This window comes from Paenibacillus sp. FSL R5-0912, from assembly GCF_000758605.1.
Taxonomy (GTDB): Bacteria; Bacillota; Bacilli; order Paenibacillales; family Paenibacillaceae; genus Paenibacillus_AQ.
In genome coordinates, this window is sequence record NZ_CP009282.1 from 539,767 (window position 1) to 556,490 (window position 16,724).

The window sequence follows — 16,724 nt, forward strand, 5'->3', positions numbered from 1 at the left end:
AGGACAGCGGATTAACGGTATGAATATGAACATGGGATGATCAGAATACTGGAGGCAACGGAATGGAAGAAGTACAAGGAGCATTGATTACTGTAGATACACTTGCCGCCGACTTCCGTAAGCTGGGCGTGCGTGAAGGGATGACATTGCTGCTGCATTCGTCCTTTAAATCTCTGGGACAATGGGTTGCCGGCGGTCCGGTTGCCGTTATTCTGGCGCTGGAGACGGTGCTGGGTGATGAAGGAACGCTCGTTATGCCGACGCATTCCTCGGATCTGACCGATCCGTCAGGCTGGAGCAAACCTCCGGTGCCGGAGGCCTGGTGGCCGGGCATCCGGGAGCATATGCCTGCTTATGATCCGGACTTGACCCCTCTTAGAGGGATGGGGGTTATTCCCGACTGCTTCCGCAAGCAGCAGGGGGTGCGGCGCAGCAGCCACCCGATTGATTCTTTTGCGGCATGGGGGAAGCACCGGGATGTCATAATTGACGGGCATAGTTTGGAGTATGCCTTCGGCGAGTACTCTCCGCTGGCCCGGATGTATGAGCTGGGAGGAAGCGTACTGCTGCTTGGTGTGGACAGTCTCAATAACACCTCACTGCATCTGGCGGAATACCGGGCAGACTATGCCGGGAAACAGGAAGTCATGGCTGCAGCGCCGGTGATGGTGGACGGAGTCAGACAATGGGTGGAATTTAGTGATTACAACTGGAATTCGGATGATTTTGCGGAGCTGGGCGTGGACTTTGGCCGGGAGACTGGACGTATTGCCAGCGGACAGGTTGCCGCATCTGCAGCACAGCTGATTCCGCAACGGGAGATTGTAGATTACGCGGTGAAGTGGCTGGAACGCAAGCGCACGTAAGAGGTGCGGAGGCGTAATTGATTATGGATAGAGCAAGAGAGCTATCGTCTTGAGGGGAGCAGGGCTTCATGACTACTACAACGGTGTACATTACCCGGCACGGGCAGACGGAATGGAACGTACAGAAGCGGATGCAGGGTCATCAGGATTCAGAGCTTACGCCGCTGGGCGTCCAGCAGGCAGAATGGCTAAGCCGGAGCATGCAGCAGGTGGAGCTGGACGCGGTGTACGCGAGCTCTAGTCCCCGGGCGCTGCGGACGGCGGAGATTATCATGGGAGAGCGGGACTTGCCGCTTACGGCCTGCGATGAATTCAAGGAGATCGGCATGGGAGTCTGGGAAGGCCGTGATTCCGCAGAGCTGCAGCTTCAGTATCCGGAGCAGCATCAGTTCTTCTGGGGCGACCCGGAGCAGTTCAGTGTAGCGGGCAGCGAGACCTTCACAGCGGTACAGGAGCGTGCGCTGGGCAAGCTGCGTGAGATCGTAGATCTTCAAGCAGGCGGTACAGTGCTCATTGTGACGCATACGGTAGTAATTAAGGTGCTTATGGCATATTACGAAGGCCGGGCGATGAACAAGCTCTGGGATCTGCCTTACATCTATCCTACCTGTCTGTGCAGAATTGATATCACGGACGGTGTGGCCGAGATTGTGCTTCACGGCGATACCAGCCATTATGAGACCAGTGAGGGCGGGATGGAATCCTGATCACTGGCAAGCCAAGCCGTAATATTCATAAGAGAGACAGGGCGATGTGCATGACGGCATCGCCTGTTTGACGTGTTGCGCCGCCCGCTTCCTGCGGCTTCGCAGGGGAAGCCGCAGCTGCTTGCGCTGCGCTGCCCGTAGCTCCGTCCAGACTGATGAATTGCTGTACAAATTACAACAATTTGCTTCTGGTCAGCAGCTATTCTGCAAAATCTTGCAGAAAGTGCAACAACCTAGCTCTGACGGGCACCAAACCGGCAGAAATCCTGCAAAAAGTGCAACAATGCGCTTCGGAAGGCCCCTTCTGCGCTAAAATTATGCAGAAAGTGCAACATTTTACTTCTAGCCTACACGAAATTAAAGTGCCCGCCCGCCGGGAGTCCAAGCATTTCACACAGTTTCGATCGCGGCCCAGCCCGTGATTATAAAAAACAGAGTTCAATCTACACAGGCACATTGCCCGTTAGGGTAACTTCACTCTTCGGACGCGTGCTCTGTTCAATCACGGATAGGTCGCCGTCCAGTGCCTTCAGTCCGGGTAAGCGCAGCGCCACACCTGCATACAACGCCGGAAGAATTCCAGCAGCGAACAAAAGAACTTGCACCCCATAGAGCTCGGCGACCGCTCCTCCTGCTAAGGCACCAAGCGGCGACAGGCTCCCGCCAATCAGGAACCGGACCGAATTCACCCGTCCCTGCAGATGGCCGGGAACCAGCCGTCCATGCAGGGAGGAGCTTAAGGAACCGAAGAAAGGTCCCAGCAGTCCAGCGGCGAATACCGCAAATAGGGCAAAGGGATAGCTGGGGATGAACCCCCACACTATAGTGACGATACCCGATAAGCCCAGGCTGCCGAGCATCACGATGCGCCGTTTCGTGATCTCGCCCATCAGGGAGATCACGCCCAGCCCGGCTAAGTATCCGAGCGCAGAGGCCGTGGACAGTGAACCTACTGCAGCCGCATCCCGGTGCAGCACCTCGCGGACATACGGGACCATCATGGTCCATACGGCAATGGAGCTCAGATTGCTGACGGCGGCCATCATCATAATCGTCAGCATGGCGGGGAACTGCCGGTAGAACGAGAAGCCTTCCGCTACCTCCCGCAGATAGAGGGCTATCGAGAAGCTGCCGGCAGGGGCTGCTGCCGGCTTACCCATGCGGGGCAAGAGCAGTAGAGTGGCTATCGCTGCCGTATAACAAACGGCATTGATGCCGAGCGCCGGCAAGGCCCCGCTGGCTGCGGTCAAAACGCCTGCGAGAGCCGGGCCCAGGAGTGCGGCGGCACCCTTGCAGCCGTCGATGATTGCAAAGGCGCGCATCAGCTTGCTAGTGCTTGTGATGCCGGGAATCACGGCCATTGCGGTTGGCATGAACAAGGCGGAGCAGGCTCCGCTGAGACTGGCGGCAGCGAACAAATGCCACAGCTGCAGATGGCCGGCCAGCCCCATGCCCAGCGGCAGCAGGAGGGCCAGCAAGCGCAGAGAGGCGAGGCAGGCCATGAACCGGACGCGGGGCAGCCGGTCAGACAAGGGTGAGCCGAGCAGGCGGAGTGCCTGTTCCGGAATCATGGAGCTGAGGGCAAGTGCACCCATAGCCAGCTTGGAGCCAGTCAGCTCATAGACAAGCCATTCCATTGCCAGCAGTCCAAAGGCATCGCCGAAGGCACTCAAGGAAATCGTGGATAATAACCCGTAATAGCTGCGTTTCTGCATAGAACTCACCCCTCCAGATATTCCCCGATTCGTCCGGGCAGGCCGTTCAAAGCCTCAAGGCGCAGGCTGTAGGACGTGCTTTTGCTGGTAGTATGAACAATGACCAGACCCGCCGCCCGCAGTGCGATCAGATGGTAGTGGATCGTGCTTTTGGACAGGCCAACCTCCTTCACAATCTCAGTGAAATTCAGCTGTCTGCCTGTCAGCAGGCGGAGAATATAGAGCCGCGTCTCATCCGACAGCGCCCGGGTAAGCCGCAGCAGTGCCGGCGCAGGCCGGCCTTTTTCCGGAGGAAGAATATCACAGGAATAGCTGGTGAACATAAATTCATCAAAAAGTGTGGAGGTTACGAGAGGCCGGGCATGATATTGCGGGGTAATAATGACCTGCTTCAGGGTTTCTGAAGGGTATAGCCGCATGCCTGCTGTGGCCGTCTCGTACACCTCCATATCATTCGTGCCGTTCAGCAGCGCCGCCCTTGCCGCAGCCTCCTGCTGCAGCCCTTCCATAATGGCCGGATCAATGCTGCTGAAATACCCTGTATCCCAAGCTCTGATGACCTCAGCGGCAGAGCCTCGCAGCTCGGCCAGGTTAGAGGGGACGGTCTGCCCGAAGCGGCCGGCAATCTCATACAGCTCACCCGGGGAGAGAGCTTCGAACCAGTCCAGGAACCTCTTGACTGTGCGTTCTTCCTCCGGACAGCTCCATATGTAAGGAGACAGACTGAAGTTATCGGTGAGCTTCAGTACTGCTTTCATTTTCTGGAGCATTACAGGGGCGAACCGGGTCTGCACCTCGCGAATCCAGGAGATTCCAGCGTCCATAGCATTGTGATTCTGCTTCCCGATAAAAGCATTCAAGCTGGAGATGCACTCATAGACTGGCGCGAAATCGACCGTTACTTTGTAATCCATAGGGGGTACCTGCTTTCTGGAGAAGTGATATTACGGCAGCGGTATAATGAACAGGTAATAACTATTTTCGATTTAGTTCTATGAATATAGAACAAACTTATTGTTTTATAATAAACGAACATATTTGTGTTTGCAAGGGCTGACTTCACGAGCCTCCAGGATTTTTTAGAGCGCGTGTCACAAAATCAGGATTTTGACAGTTATACAGGCAGAGAGGAGGGGGAGCTGTGGATGAAACGGAAATCTGCCGGACGAATAGAGATGCAGAGCAGGAGCAGGCGGCAGAACTGACCGTGGAGCAAAGGGTTGAGAAGGTTCAGCTGGGAGATATACAGGCCTTCACTTGGATCATCAGACATTTTCAGCGGCCGATCTACCTGTACTGCTATTACCTGCTGGGTAACCGGGAAGAGGCGGAGGATGCGGCTCAGGAGATTTTTATAAGAGCCTTGGAGCGGGTGGGGCAGTACTCGGCAAAGGTCTCTTTCTCCGCCTGGCTGTACACCATTGCACGCAACCATTGCCTGGACCGGATTAAACAGAGGAACAAGGGCTTCAGGCTGCTCTCCATCTACAGGAGCCACCAACAGCAGGTGGAGTGTGCCGAAGGTTCACGATATACGGAGGTTGTTCATGAACTGCTGGAGAAGCTGAGTATGGAAGAACGGCAAATTCTGCTGCTGAGGGCACTGGAGGAGCATAGCTTTGAGGAAATCGGAACGATTATGGACTTGAACCCCGGGGCGGTCCGCAAAAAATATGAACGGCTGCGCAAAAAACTCGGACGCCGTCAAAACAGTGGAGGGATGATCGCTCATGAACCACGCTAACAGGGAGGAAGAAGAACTGGAGCAGATCAGACGGATGGTCCGTGATACACCGGTCCAGGTAGATCTGGAGGAACGCATAATGAACCGGTACAAGAACGGGCAGCAGCGGGGAACGGGGACAGAATCAGTCGGAGTGAGCAGAAGACGAGGCAGTGTACTTCGAAGAGGTACAGCCATAGTAGCTGCGGTGCTGCTGCTGTTTCTGCTGCCCACGGGGACAGAATTTATCTCCCCGACGCTGGCCGCGTCCATTAAGCAGATTCCGGGGATGGAGTCGATCTTCAGGCTGGCCGGGGATCTGGGGCTGCGGAATGCGGACCAGCAGGGGTTGGCGGCAGTACCGGAGCTGAGCGATACCCACGATGGACTAACGCTTACTGTACCTGAAGTGCTGTACGATGGAATTCGCGTATCGCTTGGGATCGAGCGCCAAACAGATGTGTTGGAGTTCCGGCAGGGGGATGTTAGTGATCTCATGACAGATATTAAGCTGTCGGTCAACGGTGAGGATATCAATACCTATGGTCCGCTTGGCAGCAGCGGCGGGGGTTCGTTTGGCCCGTATATCCTTCTTGGGAAGGATGCGGATTCAAGGATCATCCAATTCACGGATTTGCAGAATCAGGGGGGGCGGGCTTTCCCGGATGATTTTGAGCTTACGCTTACCGTAGATGTACAGGGGATACAGGAGCCTTTTGTAATTAAGCTGCCGGTGCAAAAGAAGACCTACCACAGCATCATTGCGGAGCCGTTAAACCGCCGGAGCTCCGGTATGATTTTCACGCTGGACACCGTTGAGCTTACTCCGATTACAACGAGGATCACCACCCGTCTTGAACGGCCTGCAGGTCAGCCTGTCAATCATAAGGATTTCTTGGGCTATGATCTTGTGGATGATCAGGGCCATGTATTGCGGGAGATCAACGGGTCTACTGGCTGGAATGCCACAGGAGGCAATGTGCTGATCGCTGCTGCACTATTCGAACCGCTCCAGAATAAGACGGACCATATCACGGTAAAGCCCTTCCGGATATTGTCCATAGACCCGGAGGGTAACCAGGAGAAGGAGTATATCCCTGAATTTGAGGTGGAGGTACAGGTGCCGGTATCAGCGCCGGTGCCATCGCTGGCGAAGTAATCATACCTGTATAGAAAAAGGCGGTACCCGCAGCGCATCATGCACCGCGGGTACCGCCTTTTCACTGTATAACTTTGAGTCTGGTCAGTTAATGAATTGAAGTGATTTCAAAGTCTTCTCCAGCATCGTAGCGGCTTCCGCACGGGTAGCCAGCTTCGCCGGAGCGAACGTGCCGTCAGGTGTCCCCTGAATGATGCCTGCGGCAGCTATTTCTGCTACTGCTGCTCTGGACCAGTCCGGGATGCCTGCGGCATCACTGAATTTAGCCAGCACTGCCGGATCGGAAGTCAGGGATTTGCCGGTGTACTTGATGGCTTTGGACAGGACCGCAGCCATTTCCTGGCGGCTGATTGGATTGCCCGGCTTGAAGCTGCCGTCCGTATATCCGGTAATCAGACCTGCTGCGGCTGCTGTCTGTACGGCATCAGCATACCATGCGCCTGTGCTGACATCACTGAAGGTGGCTCCTCCGCTTGCGGATGCGAGTCCGAGAGAGCGGGTAATCAGTGCCGCGAATTCTGCCCGCGTGATAGACAGCGATGGCGAGAAGGCGGTACTGCTGGTGCCGGTAATAATCAGCTTGGAAGCCAGCAGCTCAATGGATGATTGCGCCCAGTGCCCTGTAGTATCACCGAAGGTCTTGGTGGACTTCACAACCGTATAGTAGCTGTTGCTGTTGCGTTTGATCGTCACTTCAGTATTTCCGCCTGAGATGCCGGCGAAGATCGAAGGTACGAAGGACAGCTTGCCGGTAGCCGGGTCATAGGATACGGCTGTTGCCCCTTGAGAACTCAACGCTCCCGTTGCAGTAATAGTCCGCTTCACGTAGGTGCTGCCGAAGCTGTTCAGCGGCACACTTGTATTGCCGGCTTCAGCGGTAACCGTGAATTCAATGACCGGTGCGGCTAGGGTAACGGAGCCAGCCAGTGCCGCGATAGCCTTATTCAGACTGCCGAGTGTGGCGGTATCCGCCTGGAGCAGAGAGACTGTAACCGTAAAGTCACTGGTACCAAGCTGGGCAGCCAGTGCCGTTCCGTTAATAAGGCTCAGCGGCAGCGAATAGGATGCTCCGCCAGTAGAGGTGAAAGTCAGCACTGTATTTGGTTTAGCAGCAGCCTGCTGAACCAGCACACTGCCCGGCAGCACAACTTGAGCACCGCCTGCTGAAGCCGTAAGCGGGATGATCAGCTCACTGGTGCCGGCAGGCAGGGCTGCGAGCTGTGCAGTCAGGTCAGCTGCGGTAATCGTTGTTACCTGCGGCGGCACTGCTGCTGTGGCAGTAGCTGTTGGACTAGGTGATGGTGTTGCAGTTGGGACCGTTGTTCCCGGACCTCCACCTGAACCTGCAGTCGGTGCCGGTGTTGGTGTAGGAGTCGGTGCCGCACCTTTCAGGTCTGTGATGCGTCCTTCAATGCTGGAAGTCACCGGATTATGACTCTTCAGGTAGGCTAACAGAACTTCAAAGTCTGGTAGACCCAGCTCATAATACCGTCCGTCTGCCTTAGCTGAAGCCAGCGCACGGTAGAAGTCGCCGCCTCCTGCCATGAATGAGTTCGTGGACAGGATGTAGTAGGCTGCCGGATCAACAGGCAAGTAGGAACCGTCCGCCTGCTTGATATCAACGGAAACAATTCTTTCGCCAGCCTGAGTTACTTTGTTGGTTAATGAATCTACAATCTCCGGCTTTTTGGTCGAATCATAGGTGTATCTCATACCGGAGACGTGTGCGAACCGGCCCTGGTCGGAGCTGATACCGCTGACTGCATTCTCCAGTGAGGAGATGATTTCGGCACCTGTCACTTTAAGTGCGGCAAGACCGTTACCGAAAGGCAGTGTAGTCAGCACTTCGCCCATTGTAATGTCACCAACATTGATAGCCTCACGTATGCCGCCGCCGTTCTGGATAGCAACAACACCCTTGATGGAGGCGCGATCGCTGGGAGATACGAAGCTCGGCAGGAGTTCTGTGACTTTCTCCGCGATGCTGTCGGCAATCATATTCCCGATGGGTGTTTCTTCACTGCGTACAACACGTGTCGATTTGCCATTGATCATGCGGTACGTATAGAGATCGACATTGGTGTAGCCTACAACCGTACTCCGGACAGTCGCCAATTCGGCATCGTATGGAGCAAGGAGGTTTTTGGCTGCAGGATCCTCGCCGAACAGGTTAACGTCCAGCAATTTGCCTTTGTAAGTCTTGATTTCACCGTCTTTGTCGAAGGTGACGTCAAGCTCACCGAGGAACTGACTGTACTCACCGGTCTGCACAATCAGTACATTCTTGCCGGTGCCTACATTGACGATTGGTGTTGGAGGATTATCCACCTTCGTATGCGAGTGTCCGCCGACGATGATATCAATACCCGGAACGGCCTTGGCCAGTTCCTGATCAACGGTGTAACCCAGATGGGTAACCGCGATAATCTTGTTGATTCCTTGCGCCTCCAGGGCCTCAACTGTCTTCTTTGCACTTTCTATATGATTCTTGAAAATGATTTTATCACCTGGCGAAGATAATCCGACCGTGTCCTCGGTAGTCAGGCCGAAGATACCAATCTTTTCGCCGTAAACATCCTTGATGACCGAAGGATAGATGTTTCCGTCCTTGGCCGTACTCTGGGCCTCATCAGTTTCAAGTATTCCGGTCATCTCATGATAGAGATCCGCAAGCTCACTGTTATTCGTGGTGAAGTCGATATTGGAGCTGGCAAACGGGAACTGGGCGGCCGTTACGAAATTCTTCAGCACTTCCGGTTGTTCCTTGTTCATATCGAATTCATGGTTACCGAAGGTCATCACATCATAGCCGATGTTATTCATGAACTTGATATCTGCCTGGCCCTTGAACTGATTGAAATATAAGGTTCCGGAGAAGACGTCTCCTGCATCCAGCAGTACGGTGTTGCCTGTCCGTTCGCTGCTGGTAGCTGAAGTGCGCTTCGCCACATTCTCTAAATGACCGTGAGTATCATTGGTATGCAGTACCCGCAGATTGAAATCTGTAGTACCGAAGTCAATTTGTGCGAGCAGCGGATCATGATCGCTGACCCGGATATCGGCCGGGAATTCAGTGCCTGGAGGATAATCTCCTGGATCGGCAAAGTCCGAGTTGATATGCACGATGTCGAGTGTAGTGTCCGATGACAGTCTATTGTTGACGAGGATATGATCCAGCGTCTGTGAATTGCCTTGGAATACGTAGGAATACCGTTCGTTCAGCGGCAGGGTATTTACGAGATTCGTAAGGGCGCTGCCTTTGAGAATATTCAGCGTATTGGAGAACTGGAAGTCATTCAAATCGCCGAGTACGACGATATTGGCATCCGCATTCTCTTGGAGCACATCCTCAACGAAACCGTTGACGACCTTGGCGATCTTGGCCCGCTGGACTTCCGTTGTGAAGACTGGCGGCTGAACAGAGCCGAAGAGGTAATTGTCGCTGCTCTTGGAATTGAAATGGTTGGCGATCACGATCACATCGTTGCCTTCGAATGTAAACTCGGCAGCCACCGGCTTGCGCGAGTCAATGAAGGCATCGTTCGTCGGATCGATGCGTCCGGGATTTACACTAAGACCGGAGGCTGAACTGTAGGTGACGGATTCAGTGGCAGAACCGGGTGTGCCTGATTTCAGTGCAACGCGGTTCGTATTGTACAGGAAGCCTGAACGGATATTGCCTTCCGGAACGCCGCCGTCCTGATTGTTAACCGGAGCGATGTCGGTGTAGGCATAAGCGGATGCACCGCCGTCGATGGCTTTAATGGCAGCAATCAGTGCTTCGAAGCTCTCATTAGCCTCGGTAATACCCTTACCCGTACCGTTATTATCCTGCACTTCGGTCAGGCCGATAATGTCCGGCGTTTTGAGATTGTTTACGATATCCTTGGCTACATTTTCGATCTTCTTGGGATCGTTAAGTTTAGAGAAGTTCTCAATATTAAAGGAAGCGATGTTCAGCTTGTGCTCTTCCCCGGATGAGAGAGAAGTCACTTCCCTTTGCAGTTTGCTAGGTGAGACATCCGGCAGTGTACCCGTTTCCGTGGAAATCAGGAATTTGCCGTAATCATAGTTCATAATACCGGTAATATTGCTTGTGAACTGCTGGCCTGTGGTGAGCACCGGTGCAGATTTCACGGAGAGGATTAGGCGCTGCGGATTGAAGTCAGCACCAGTCAGCACCAAGCCGCCCGCGGCAGAGGTGACTTCAGTCGTGTTGGCTGTTCCGTTAACTGTAACCACAGGGATTTCGAACGTGCGGCTGGAAGCATAATAGACAGCAGGACCCACAGTGGTTGGTTTAGTAAGCTCCAGACGCATGCCTTCCAGACTTTCGTAGAAGTCGATGGCATCCGTGTCCGGATCAAATTTGACGAACTTATCATCATCGATAACCTTAGCCGGTACCACACGTCCACCTGTACCCAGCAGAGCTGCTGCCGGAAGCGGATTGCCGTTGCTGAGAACCGTTGTTTTGCTGGCGGCGATCTCCGTAGTCGTCAGTTGTCCGGAGAATCCATACTCCTTGACAGTTCCGTCTACGGTAATAGCATCTCCCACTTTAACGGCACTGCTACCGCCTTTTTGGTAGATAAGAATGGCTTCAGAAGTTTTGATATCGTTATCCATATCAGCGGTTGCGGATTGGATATAGAAATTGTTCGCATCCTTGATGTAAGTGACAATACCTTTGACGTTGGTAACCAGGCTGTCAAGGTATGGAGATGTATGCGAAGCACCTTGAATCTGGCTGATCTTCAGATTGTCCAGTACAGCAGATACAGTGTATTTAAAAGTTGCTGTTGGACCTTTCTCCAAATCGGGTAATAAAGAATAAGCTTTTATGGTAAGGGTGGTATAGTTTGAACCGACAACAATAGGGGATTCATACCATACGTTTTCTGCTTCTGCAGTAGGGCTGTCGTTAGTGTAAACGCTGTAATACACGCTTGCTGTTACTGAAGTGCTTAAGGTAATGGTGGAACCTATGCCTACTTTGGAACTTGAGGCGGGGGATGCTGTGACTGAGGGGGCTTGGGTGATGCCGACATCAAACGGTACTGCTTCTGCTGAAGCCGTGCTGACCCCGGATGAGAATCCCGGGAATATCCCGGTTAAGAGCAAGGCAACCGCCAGGAATAGACTAAGCGGCCTCCTGCATTGTGAAGAAAGTTTCATGTAAGTATACCTCCCCATAAAAATATCATTTCCACTTAAATATAATAGAGATAATAGGTTTCCAAAGCAATTTTTCGTCAAAATTTGTTAATAGTGCATAAATTAATAGGAGAAATCCCTAAAATGTTTTAATATTTAAGGAAAAATATGAGGAATACAGCTGAATTTCCTGAAAACTATGTAAACTTAATGTTACTAGAATGTAAAGTATACGAATAACAAAAACGGCCTCGCTGCCCATTGAAGGACGGCTTGGCCGTAAACGATACCGTCCTTATTAAGGACGGTAAAGCCGTTTCCGCTTGTTTCTATAACAGTAGAGTATCCTTGCCGCCCATATAAGGCCGCAGTGCCTGCGGAATATAGACCGATCCATCTTCCTGCTGGTGATTCTCGAGCAATGGAATCAGAATGCGCGGCGTGGCTACTGCCGTGTTGTTCAGGGTATGGCAGTACTGCAGCCGCCCTTCTTCATCGCGGTAGCGGATACCTGAGCGGCGGGCCTGGAAGTCGAGCAGATTCGAGGCCGAGTGGGTCTCGCCGAAGTCTTCCCTGCTGGGCATCCAGGTCTCAATGTCATATTGCTTATGTGTCTTCATCGCCATGTCGCCGCTGCACACGGCCACTACCCGATAAGGCAGCTCCAGCAGCTGGAGAATATGCTCGGCATTGCCGAGAATCTCCTGCAGCATCTGCTCCGACTCTCCGGGATCGTTCCGGCACATCACCACCTGTTCGATCTTCGAGAACTGGTGCACACGGTACAGCCCGCGAACATCGCGGCCTGCCGAGCCTACCTCGCGGCGGAAGCAGGCCGACATTCCGGCCAGCCGCAGCGGCTGTTCAAGCTCCAGGGTCTCATCGCTGAACAGCGAGACGAGCGACACCTCTGAGGTACCGGCGAGCCAGCGCTTTTCTCCCGTCAGCTCATAGGTCTGATCCATGCCGCCCGGGAAGAACCCGGTCCGCTCCAATGCTTCCGGCCGGACGATTACCGGCACATCCATCACGGTGAAGCCGCGCTGCATCAGCACATCCAGCGCCAGCCGCTGTACGGCCAGATGCAGGAGCAGTCCGGCCCCCTTCAGCACATAGCTGCGGGGTCCGCCGGCTTTGACACCACGCGGAATGTCGAGGATGCCGTGCAGCTCTCCGAGCTCGACATGGTCCCGCGCGCTGAAGCCGAACACCGGCGGCGCGCCATGCCGCCGCAGCTCCACATTCGCGCTGTCATCCGGCCCGATCGGCGTATCCGCCGATATGGGGTTCGGCGCGAGCAGCAGCAGCTCGCCGCAGCGGCGCTCTGCAAGGGCCAGCTCCGCCTCCAGCTCCGTCAGCTGGGCGTTGATTGCCCGCACCTGCTCCTTGGCTTGTTCTCCGCCTGCAGCGTCGCCCTGGCGCAGCAGGCGCTCAACCTCTTTGGTCAGCGCGTTCCGGTCCGCCCGGCGCTGCTCGGTTTCTCGGCGGGCAACCCGCCGCCGGTCATCCCATTCCAGCAGCTCCGTAAGCGGGAACGCTAGTCTTTTCCAATCTGCCGTCTTCCGTACAATGTCCTCATTCTCCCTGATCCAGTTCATGTCCAGCATGCCGCTATCGCTCCTTTTGTGTTAAAAAAATGCAAAAAACGCCCTCATCCATGGGACGAGGAGCGTCAGCTCGCGGTGCCACCCAGGTTGACCCCATTCCGGTAAAACAGCTGTAAAGCGCGGAATAAGGCCCTCTTTGGTCTTCGCGGTAACGGGCGAAACCCGGTAAACTTAGGGAACAGGAAGCTGCTCCGGTCGCAGACGCCTCGCGGTTGGATGCCGGTCATTGGCCTGGTCGGGATATAGGTTTGCCGTTTATTATAACCAGAGAAGGGCCGGGTTGCAAGTGCAAAGGAGGTTTGACAATATTCCTCGTACTCTGCTAGGATTATTAATAATTTAAAGTATTTGTGTCCGGCACAACAGCCCGGCATATCTTATAAAAGCGGACGGAAGAGGTGCGGAAGTGGCCAAAATTGTGGTAATTAACGGAACGCCATCCCTGGTCTCCCGAATCAATGCGGTGATCGAATACGCGGAGGGGGATCTGCGGGAACGCGGGTTTGAAGTGGAACGGATTAATGTAGCGGAGCTTCCGGCGGAGGATCTGATTCACACCAGGTTTGAGAGCGAAGCCATCGTCAAAGCGAATGGACTGGTGGCCGAAGCGGATGCGGTAATCGTCGTCAGTCCAGTGTACAAAGCTTCTTATACGGGAGTGCTGAAGACCTTCCTGGACCTGGTTCCGCAAAAAGGGCTGGCCGGCAAAATCGTGCTGCCGCTCTTCATGGGCGGCAGCCTCGCCCATCTGCTCGCGATCGACTATGCACTGAAGCCGGTGCTGTCTGTGCTGGGCGCCCGGCATATTCTTGGCGGAGTCTATGCGGTAGACTCGCAGGCTGTGCGCAACGACCAGGGTGTCGTTGAACTGGCCGAGGAGCTGAAGCTGCGGCTGAACAGCGTACTGGAAGAGCTGGCGGATGAGACAGCGCATAAGGCAGCGCGTAAAGCGGAGCTCTAGGCGGCTATGTCATTGTCAGGGCAGCGTCAAGTATATAATCTGCTTAGAAATATAAAAGGGTACTAAACCACCGGAATGCGGTAGTTTAGTACCCTTTTTAAATATACTAAGGTATTTGTCCTGGGGGAGCTTATCCCCTTTGAAAGCTTAGCGCAGGCTCCCAAAGTATAACCGTATCTCCGGCAAGACTTGCCGGGATATCTATAATCCGCTGGTTGCTGCTTCCCCGGTAAGGGAGAGTAGTGTCTTTGAGTTCCTCTACAAACCGTCCGTCAATAACCACCTGGCACAGGGCCAGCAGATTCCATTCCGGCGAGCCGGGGGAAGCTGTCAGCTCCTCGTACGTATAACCGGTATAGATCCAGACCGGGAAACCCGGCAGCTCGGCGCGGAGCTCATGGATGAAGTCCGCCGCACCCTCTGCCGAGAAAAAAGGGTCCCCGCCTGCCAGAGTCAAGCCGTCCAACAGCGGATTATCTGCTATCTCGGTGATAATCTCGCGCCTGCGCTCCGGAGTAAAGACCTCTCCGTAATTGAAGTTCCAGGTCTTCGGGTTGAAGCATCCGGGGCAGCGGTGGCGGCATCCGCTGAAGAAGAGAACCGCCCGCAATCCCTCGCCTTCATTGATCGACTCCGGATAATATCCGCAGATGTTCATAGATGCTTAACGCGGTCCCGTACTTCGGCTTGCTTGGCGGCATTGAAGCGGGTCTGATAGTCGCCGGTCAGATATCCGGTTACCCGGCGCAGCCGGCGGATATGTGTTGTATCTTCATGAGCGCCGCAGGACGGGCAGTTCGTGCCGATCACACCTTCGTGGCCGCAGCCGGAGCAGCGGTCAATCGGGTGGTTGATGCTGAAATAGCTGATGTCCTGCTCCAGCGCGTATTTGATGATTTTGACGAATGCTGCAGGGTTGCTGCGGGCATTGCCGTTCAGCTCTACATAAGAGATCGCTCCGGCGTTGCAATATTCATGGAAAGGAGCTTCCAGGCTAATCTTCTTGGCTGCGCTCAGGTCGTAATAGACCGGAATGTGGAATGAATTCGTATAGTATTCCCGGTCCGTTACACCCGGGATGGAACCGAGAACCTTGCGGTCTATCTTGGTGAATTTGCCGGAGAGACCTTCGGCAGGCGTGGCGAATAGAGTAATGTTCAGATTCAGCTGCTCGCTCTTGCGGTCGCAGTATTCGCGCATGTGGCGGACAATAGCCACTGCCTTGGCGTGGACTTCCATATCTTCGCCATGGTGTTTGCCGTACATAGCCTTCATGCACTCGGCCATACCGATGAACCCAAGGGACAGGCTACCGTGCTTCAGCAGTTCACCTACGCTGTCTTCCGGTGCAAGCTGTTCGCCGCCTTCCCAGACGCCTTCACGCATCATGAAATCGGAGGCTTTGGCTTTCTGGGAAGCCTGAATGCGGAACCGGTGCAGCAGGCCATCCAGCGCAACGTCCATATAATGATTAAGATCTTCGAAGAAGCCTTCCTCGTCAGCGGCAAGGCGACGGCCGGTTACTGTGCCGTAGGCTAGTCCCAAACGTACGAGGTTAAGCGTGTTGAATGAAAGATTGCCCTTGCCGGAGCAGTGGTTGCGTCCGAAGCGGTCACCCAGAACACGTGTCCGGCAGCCCATGGTGGCAAATTCAGTATCCGGATTGGCTGGATCGTAGTACTGCATATTCAGCGGAGCATCCAGATTGGCGAAGTTCGGATACAGTCGGCGTGCAGAGCACTCTGCTGCTTTCACGAACAGCTCATAGTTAGGATCACCAGGCTGCTGGTTGACACCCTGTTTGCATTTGAAGATCTGAATCGGGAACACCGGTGTTTCTCCGCTGCCAAGCCCGTTCATTGTAGCAGTTAACAGGGAGCTGATCACCAGCTGGCCTTCCGGAGAGGTGCAGGTTCCGTAGTTGATGCTGGTAAAAGGAATCTGGCCGCCGGAGCGGCTGGACATGGTATTCAGGTTATGTACCATACTCTCCGCGGCTTGAAGCGTTTCAATTTCTGTCTCTTTCAGGGCGAAACGGAAGGCACGCGGATACTTCTCTTCCAGATCGCTGCGGGTCATAGTAACCTCGCCGAGCGCTTCTCCGGCGGTACCTTCCTCGAAATATTCCATTCCTTTGCGGAACAGCTTGGCGAAGGATTTAGTGACATAAGGCGCGAGATCGTAATCCAGCTTGTTGGCGGATACGCCGCCGTACTGGGCATTTTGCTGGGACTGGAAAATAATCGCCACCAGCGACATAGCCGTCATAATCGAATTCGGAGGGCGGACGCTTCCGTTGCCGGTATTGAAGCCTTCGCGGAGCAGACGTTCAAACGGGATGAAGATGCAGTTGGTTGTTCCGATGGCATATTGATCCAGGTCGTGTACATATACAACATTATCTTCAATAGCCTGCACGAGCTGTGGCGGCATCGTGAAATTGCGTGCGTACCACTTGGAATATTCACTACCGAATTTGCTCATCTTGCCGGAGAAGCTCTCCCCGTTCAAGTTGGCATTCTCGCGCAGCAGATCCAAATCCCGGCTGTCGATAATATCCCGTCCCAAATGAATAACTTCTTCCAAAAGAACCTCCTGTACAGCTTGTCCTTCGTTATATCGTTTCTCCAGCAGCGTCATTGTATAGCTCTCTCCTCTCGGTATCATAAGCGTGAAGCATGTGCTCCAAGACATCAGTAAAAAGACATCTCCAGCCGGGAAGGCGGGAAATGCCCGAATGCGTAATGCAAATATCCGGAAGCGGAAATTTGCCGGTGGTCTTTGTGAAATATACGTAAAGGGGTATAGGGCTTGTTGTCTATGCTTATG

General features: G+C 54.1%; 11 protein-coding genes. 5 read left to right on the plus strand and 6 right to left on the minus strand.

Features of this window, described 5'->3' with window-relative positions; all coding sequences use genetic code 11:
• The first annotated feature begins 62 nt into the window (after positions 1 to 62).
• Together R50912_RS02355 and R50912_RS02360 are read left to right on the plus strand one after the other, a co-directional pair.
• Positions 63 to 866 (plus strand): AAC(3) family N-acetyltransferase, encoded by an 804-nt coding sequence (locus R50912_RS02355; RefSeq protein WP_042232133.1) that lies wholly within the window; start codon positions 63 to 65, stop codon positions 864 to 866.
• A 68-nt stretch (positions 867 to 934) separates the two neighbouring features.
• A complete protein-coding gene (locus R50912_RS02360) occupies positions 935 to 1,573 on the plus strand; it encodes a histidine phosphatase family protein (protein WP_042232134.1) in 639 nt (212 codons plus the stop codon).
• A gap of 443 nt (positions 1,574 to 2,016) precedes the next feature.
• On the opposite strand, the gene R50912_RS02365 is transcribed toward R50912_RS02360, so the two are convergent.
• On the minus strand, positions 2,017 to 3,288 hold the full coding sequence (locus R50912_RS02365; RefSeq protein ID WP_042232137.1) for an MFS transporter: 1,272 nt from the start codon (positions 3,286 to 3,288) through the stop codon (positions 2,017 to 2,019).
• A gap of 5 nt (positions 3,289 to 3,293) precedes the next feature.
• Positions 3,294 to 4,202 carry an ArsR/SmtB family transcription factor gene (locus R50912_RS02370; RefSeq protein ID WP_042232138.1) on the minus strand — a complete coding sequence of 303 codons (909 nt, stop codon included), beginning with the start codon at positions 4,200 to 4,202 and terminating at the stop codon, positions 3,294 to 3,296.
• A gap of 227 nt (positions 4,203 to 4,429) precedes the next feature.
• Here R50912_RS02370 and R50912_RS02375 point away from each other — a divergent pair, with 227 nt between their 5' ends.
• Both R50912_RS02375 and R50912_RS02380 read left to right on the plus strand, forming a co-directional pair.
• Positions 4,430 to 5,032 carry an RNA polymerase sigma factor gene (locus tag R50912_RS02375; protein WP_442950498.1) on the plus strand — a complete coding sequence of 201 codons (603 nt, stop codon included), beginning with the start codon at positions 4,430 to 4,432 and terminating at the stop codon, positions 5,030 to 5,032.
• On the plus strand, positions 5,019 to 6,170 hold the full coding sequence (locus R50912_RS02380; protein ID WP_042232140.1) for a DUF4179 domain-containing protein: 1,152 nt from the start codon (positions 5,019 to 5,021) through the stop codon (positions 6,168 to 6,170). The genes R50912_RS02375 and R50912_RS02380 overlap by 14 nt, the downstream gene beginning before the upstream one ends.
• An 84-nt stretch (positions 6,171 to 6,254) precedes the next feature.
• On the opposite strand, the gene R50912_RS02385 is transcribed toward R50912_RS02380, so the two are convergent.
• Together R50912_RS02385 and serS are read right to left on the minus strand one after the other, a co-directional pair.
• Positions 6,255 to 11,348: an S-layer homology domain-containing protein gene (locus R50912_RS02385; protein ID WP_197073024.1), complete on the minus strand. Its 5,094-nt coding sequence runs from the start codon at positions 11,346 to 11,348 to the stop codon at positions 6,255 to 6,257.
• A gap of 308 nt (positions 11,349 to 11,656) precedes the next feature.
• On the minus strand, positions 11,657 to 12,934 hold the full coding sequence (gene serS / locus R50912_RS02390) for a serine--tRNA ligase (RefSeq protein WP_042232141.1): 1,278 nt from the start codon (positions 12,932 to 12,934) through the stop codon (positions 11,657 to 11,659).
• A gap of 406 nt (positions 12,935 to 13,340) precedes the next feature.
• On the opposite strand from serS, the gene ssuE reads away from it, so the two are divergent.
• Positions 13,341 to 13,895, plus strand: a complete 555-nt coding sequence (gene ssuE / locus R50912_RS02395; RefSeq protein WP_039307619.1) for an NADPH-dependent FMN reductase — start codon at positions 13,341 to 13,343, stop codon at positions 13,893 to 13,895.
• Positions 13,896 to 14,025: 130 nt separating this feature from the next.
• Here ssuE and nrdG read toward each other — a convergent pair whose 3' ends face one another.
• Both nrdG and R50912_RS02405 read right to left on the minus strand, forming a co-directional pair.
• A complete protein-coding gene (gene nrdG, locus R50912_RS02400; protein WP_042232144.1) occupies positions 14,026 to 14,553 on the minus strand; it encodes an anaerobic ribonucleoside-triphosphate reductase activating protein in 528 nt (175 codons plus the stop codon).
• Positions 14,550 to 16,535, minus strand: coding sequence for an anaerobic ribonucleoside triphosphate reductase (locus tag R50912_RS02405; protein WP_042232145.1), 1,986 nt, complete (start codon positions 16,533 to 16,535; stop codon positions 14,550 to 14,552). Before R50912_RS02405 ends, nrdG begins: the two co-directional genes overlap by 4 nt.
• Positions 16,536 to 16,724: the final 189 nt, after the last annotated feature.

Coding starts and splice junctions, on each gene's coding strand:
- R50912_RS02355 (WP_042232133.1), top strand. CDS start 63: ATGGAAGAAGTACAAGGAGCATTGATTACTGTAGATACACTTGCCGCC.
- R50912_RS02360 (WP_042232134.1), top strand. CDS start 935: ATGACTACTACAACGGTGTACATTACCCGGCACGGGCAGACGGAATGG.
- R50912_RS02365 (WP_042232137.1), bottom strand. CDS start 3,288: ATGCAGAAACGCAGCTATTACGGGTTATTATCCACGATTTCCTTGAGT.
- R50912_RS02370 (WP_042232138.1), bottom strand. CDS start 4,202: ATGGATTACAAAGTAACGGTCGATTTCGCGCCAGTCTATGAGTGCATC.
- R50912_RS02380 (WP_042232140.1), top strand. CDS start 5,019: ATGAACCACGCTAACAGGGAGGAAGAAGAACTGGAGCAGATCAGACGG.
- R50912_RS02385 (WP_197073024.1), bottom strand. CDS start 11,348: ATGAAACTTTCTTCACAATGCAGGAGGCCGCTTAGTCTATTCCTGGCG.
- serS (WP_042232141.1), bottom strand. CDS start 12,934: ATGCTGGACATGAACTGGATCAGGGAGAATGAGGACATTGTACGGAAG.
- nrdG (WP_042232144.1), bottom strand. CDS start 14,553: ATGAACATCTGCGGATATTATCCGGAGTCGATCAATGAAGGCGAGGGA.
- R50912_RS02405 (WP_042232145.1), bottom strand. CDS start 16,535: ATGACGCTGCTGGAGAAACGATATAACGAAGGACAAGCTGTACAGGAG.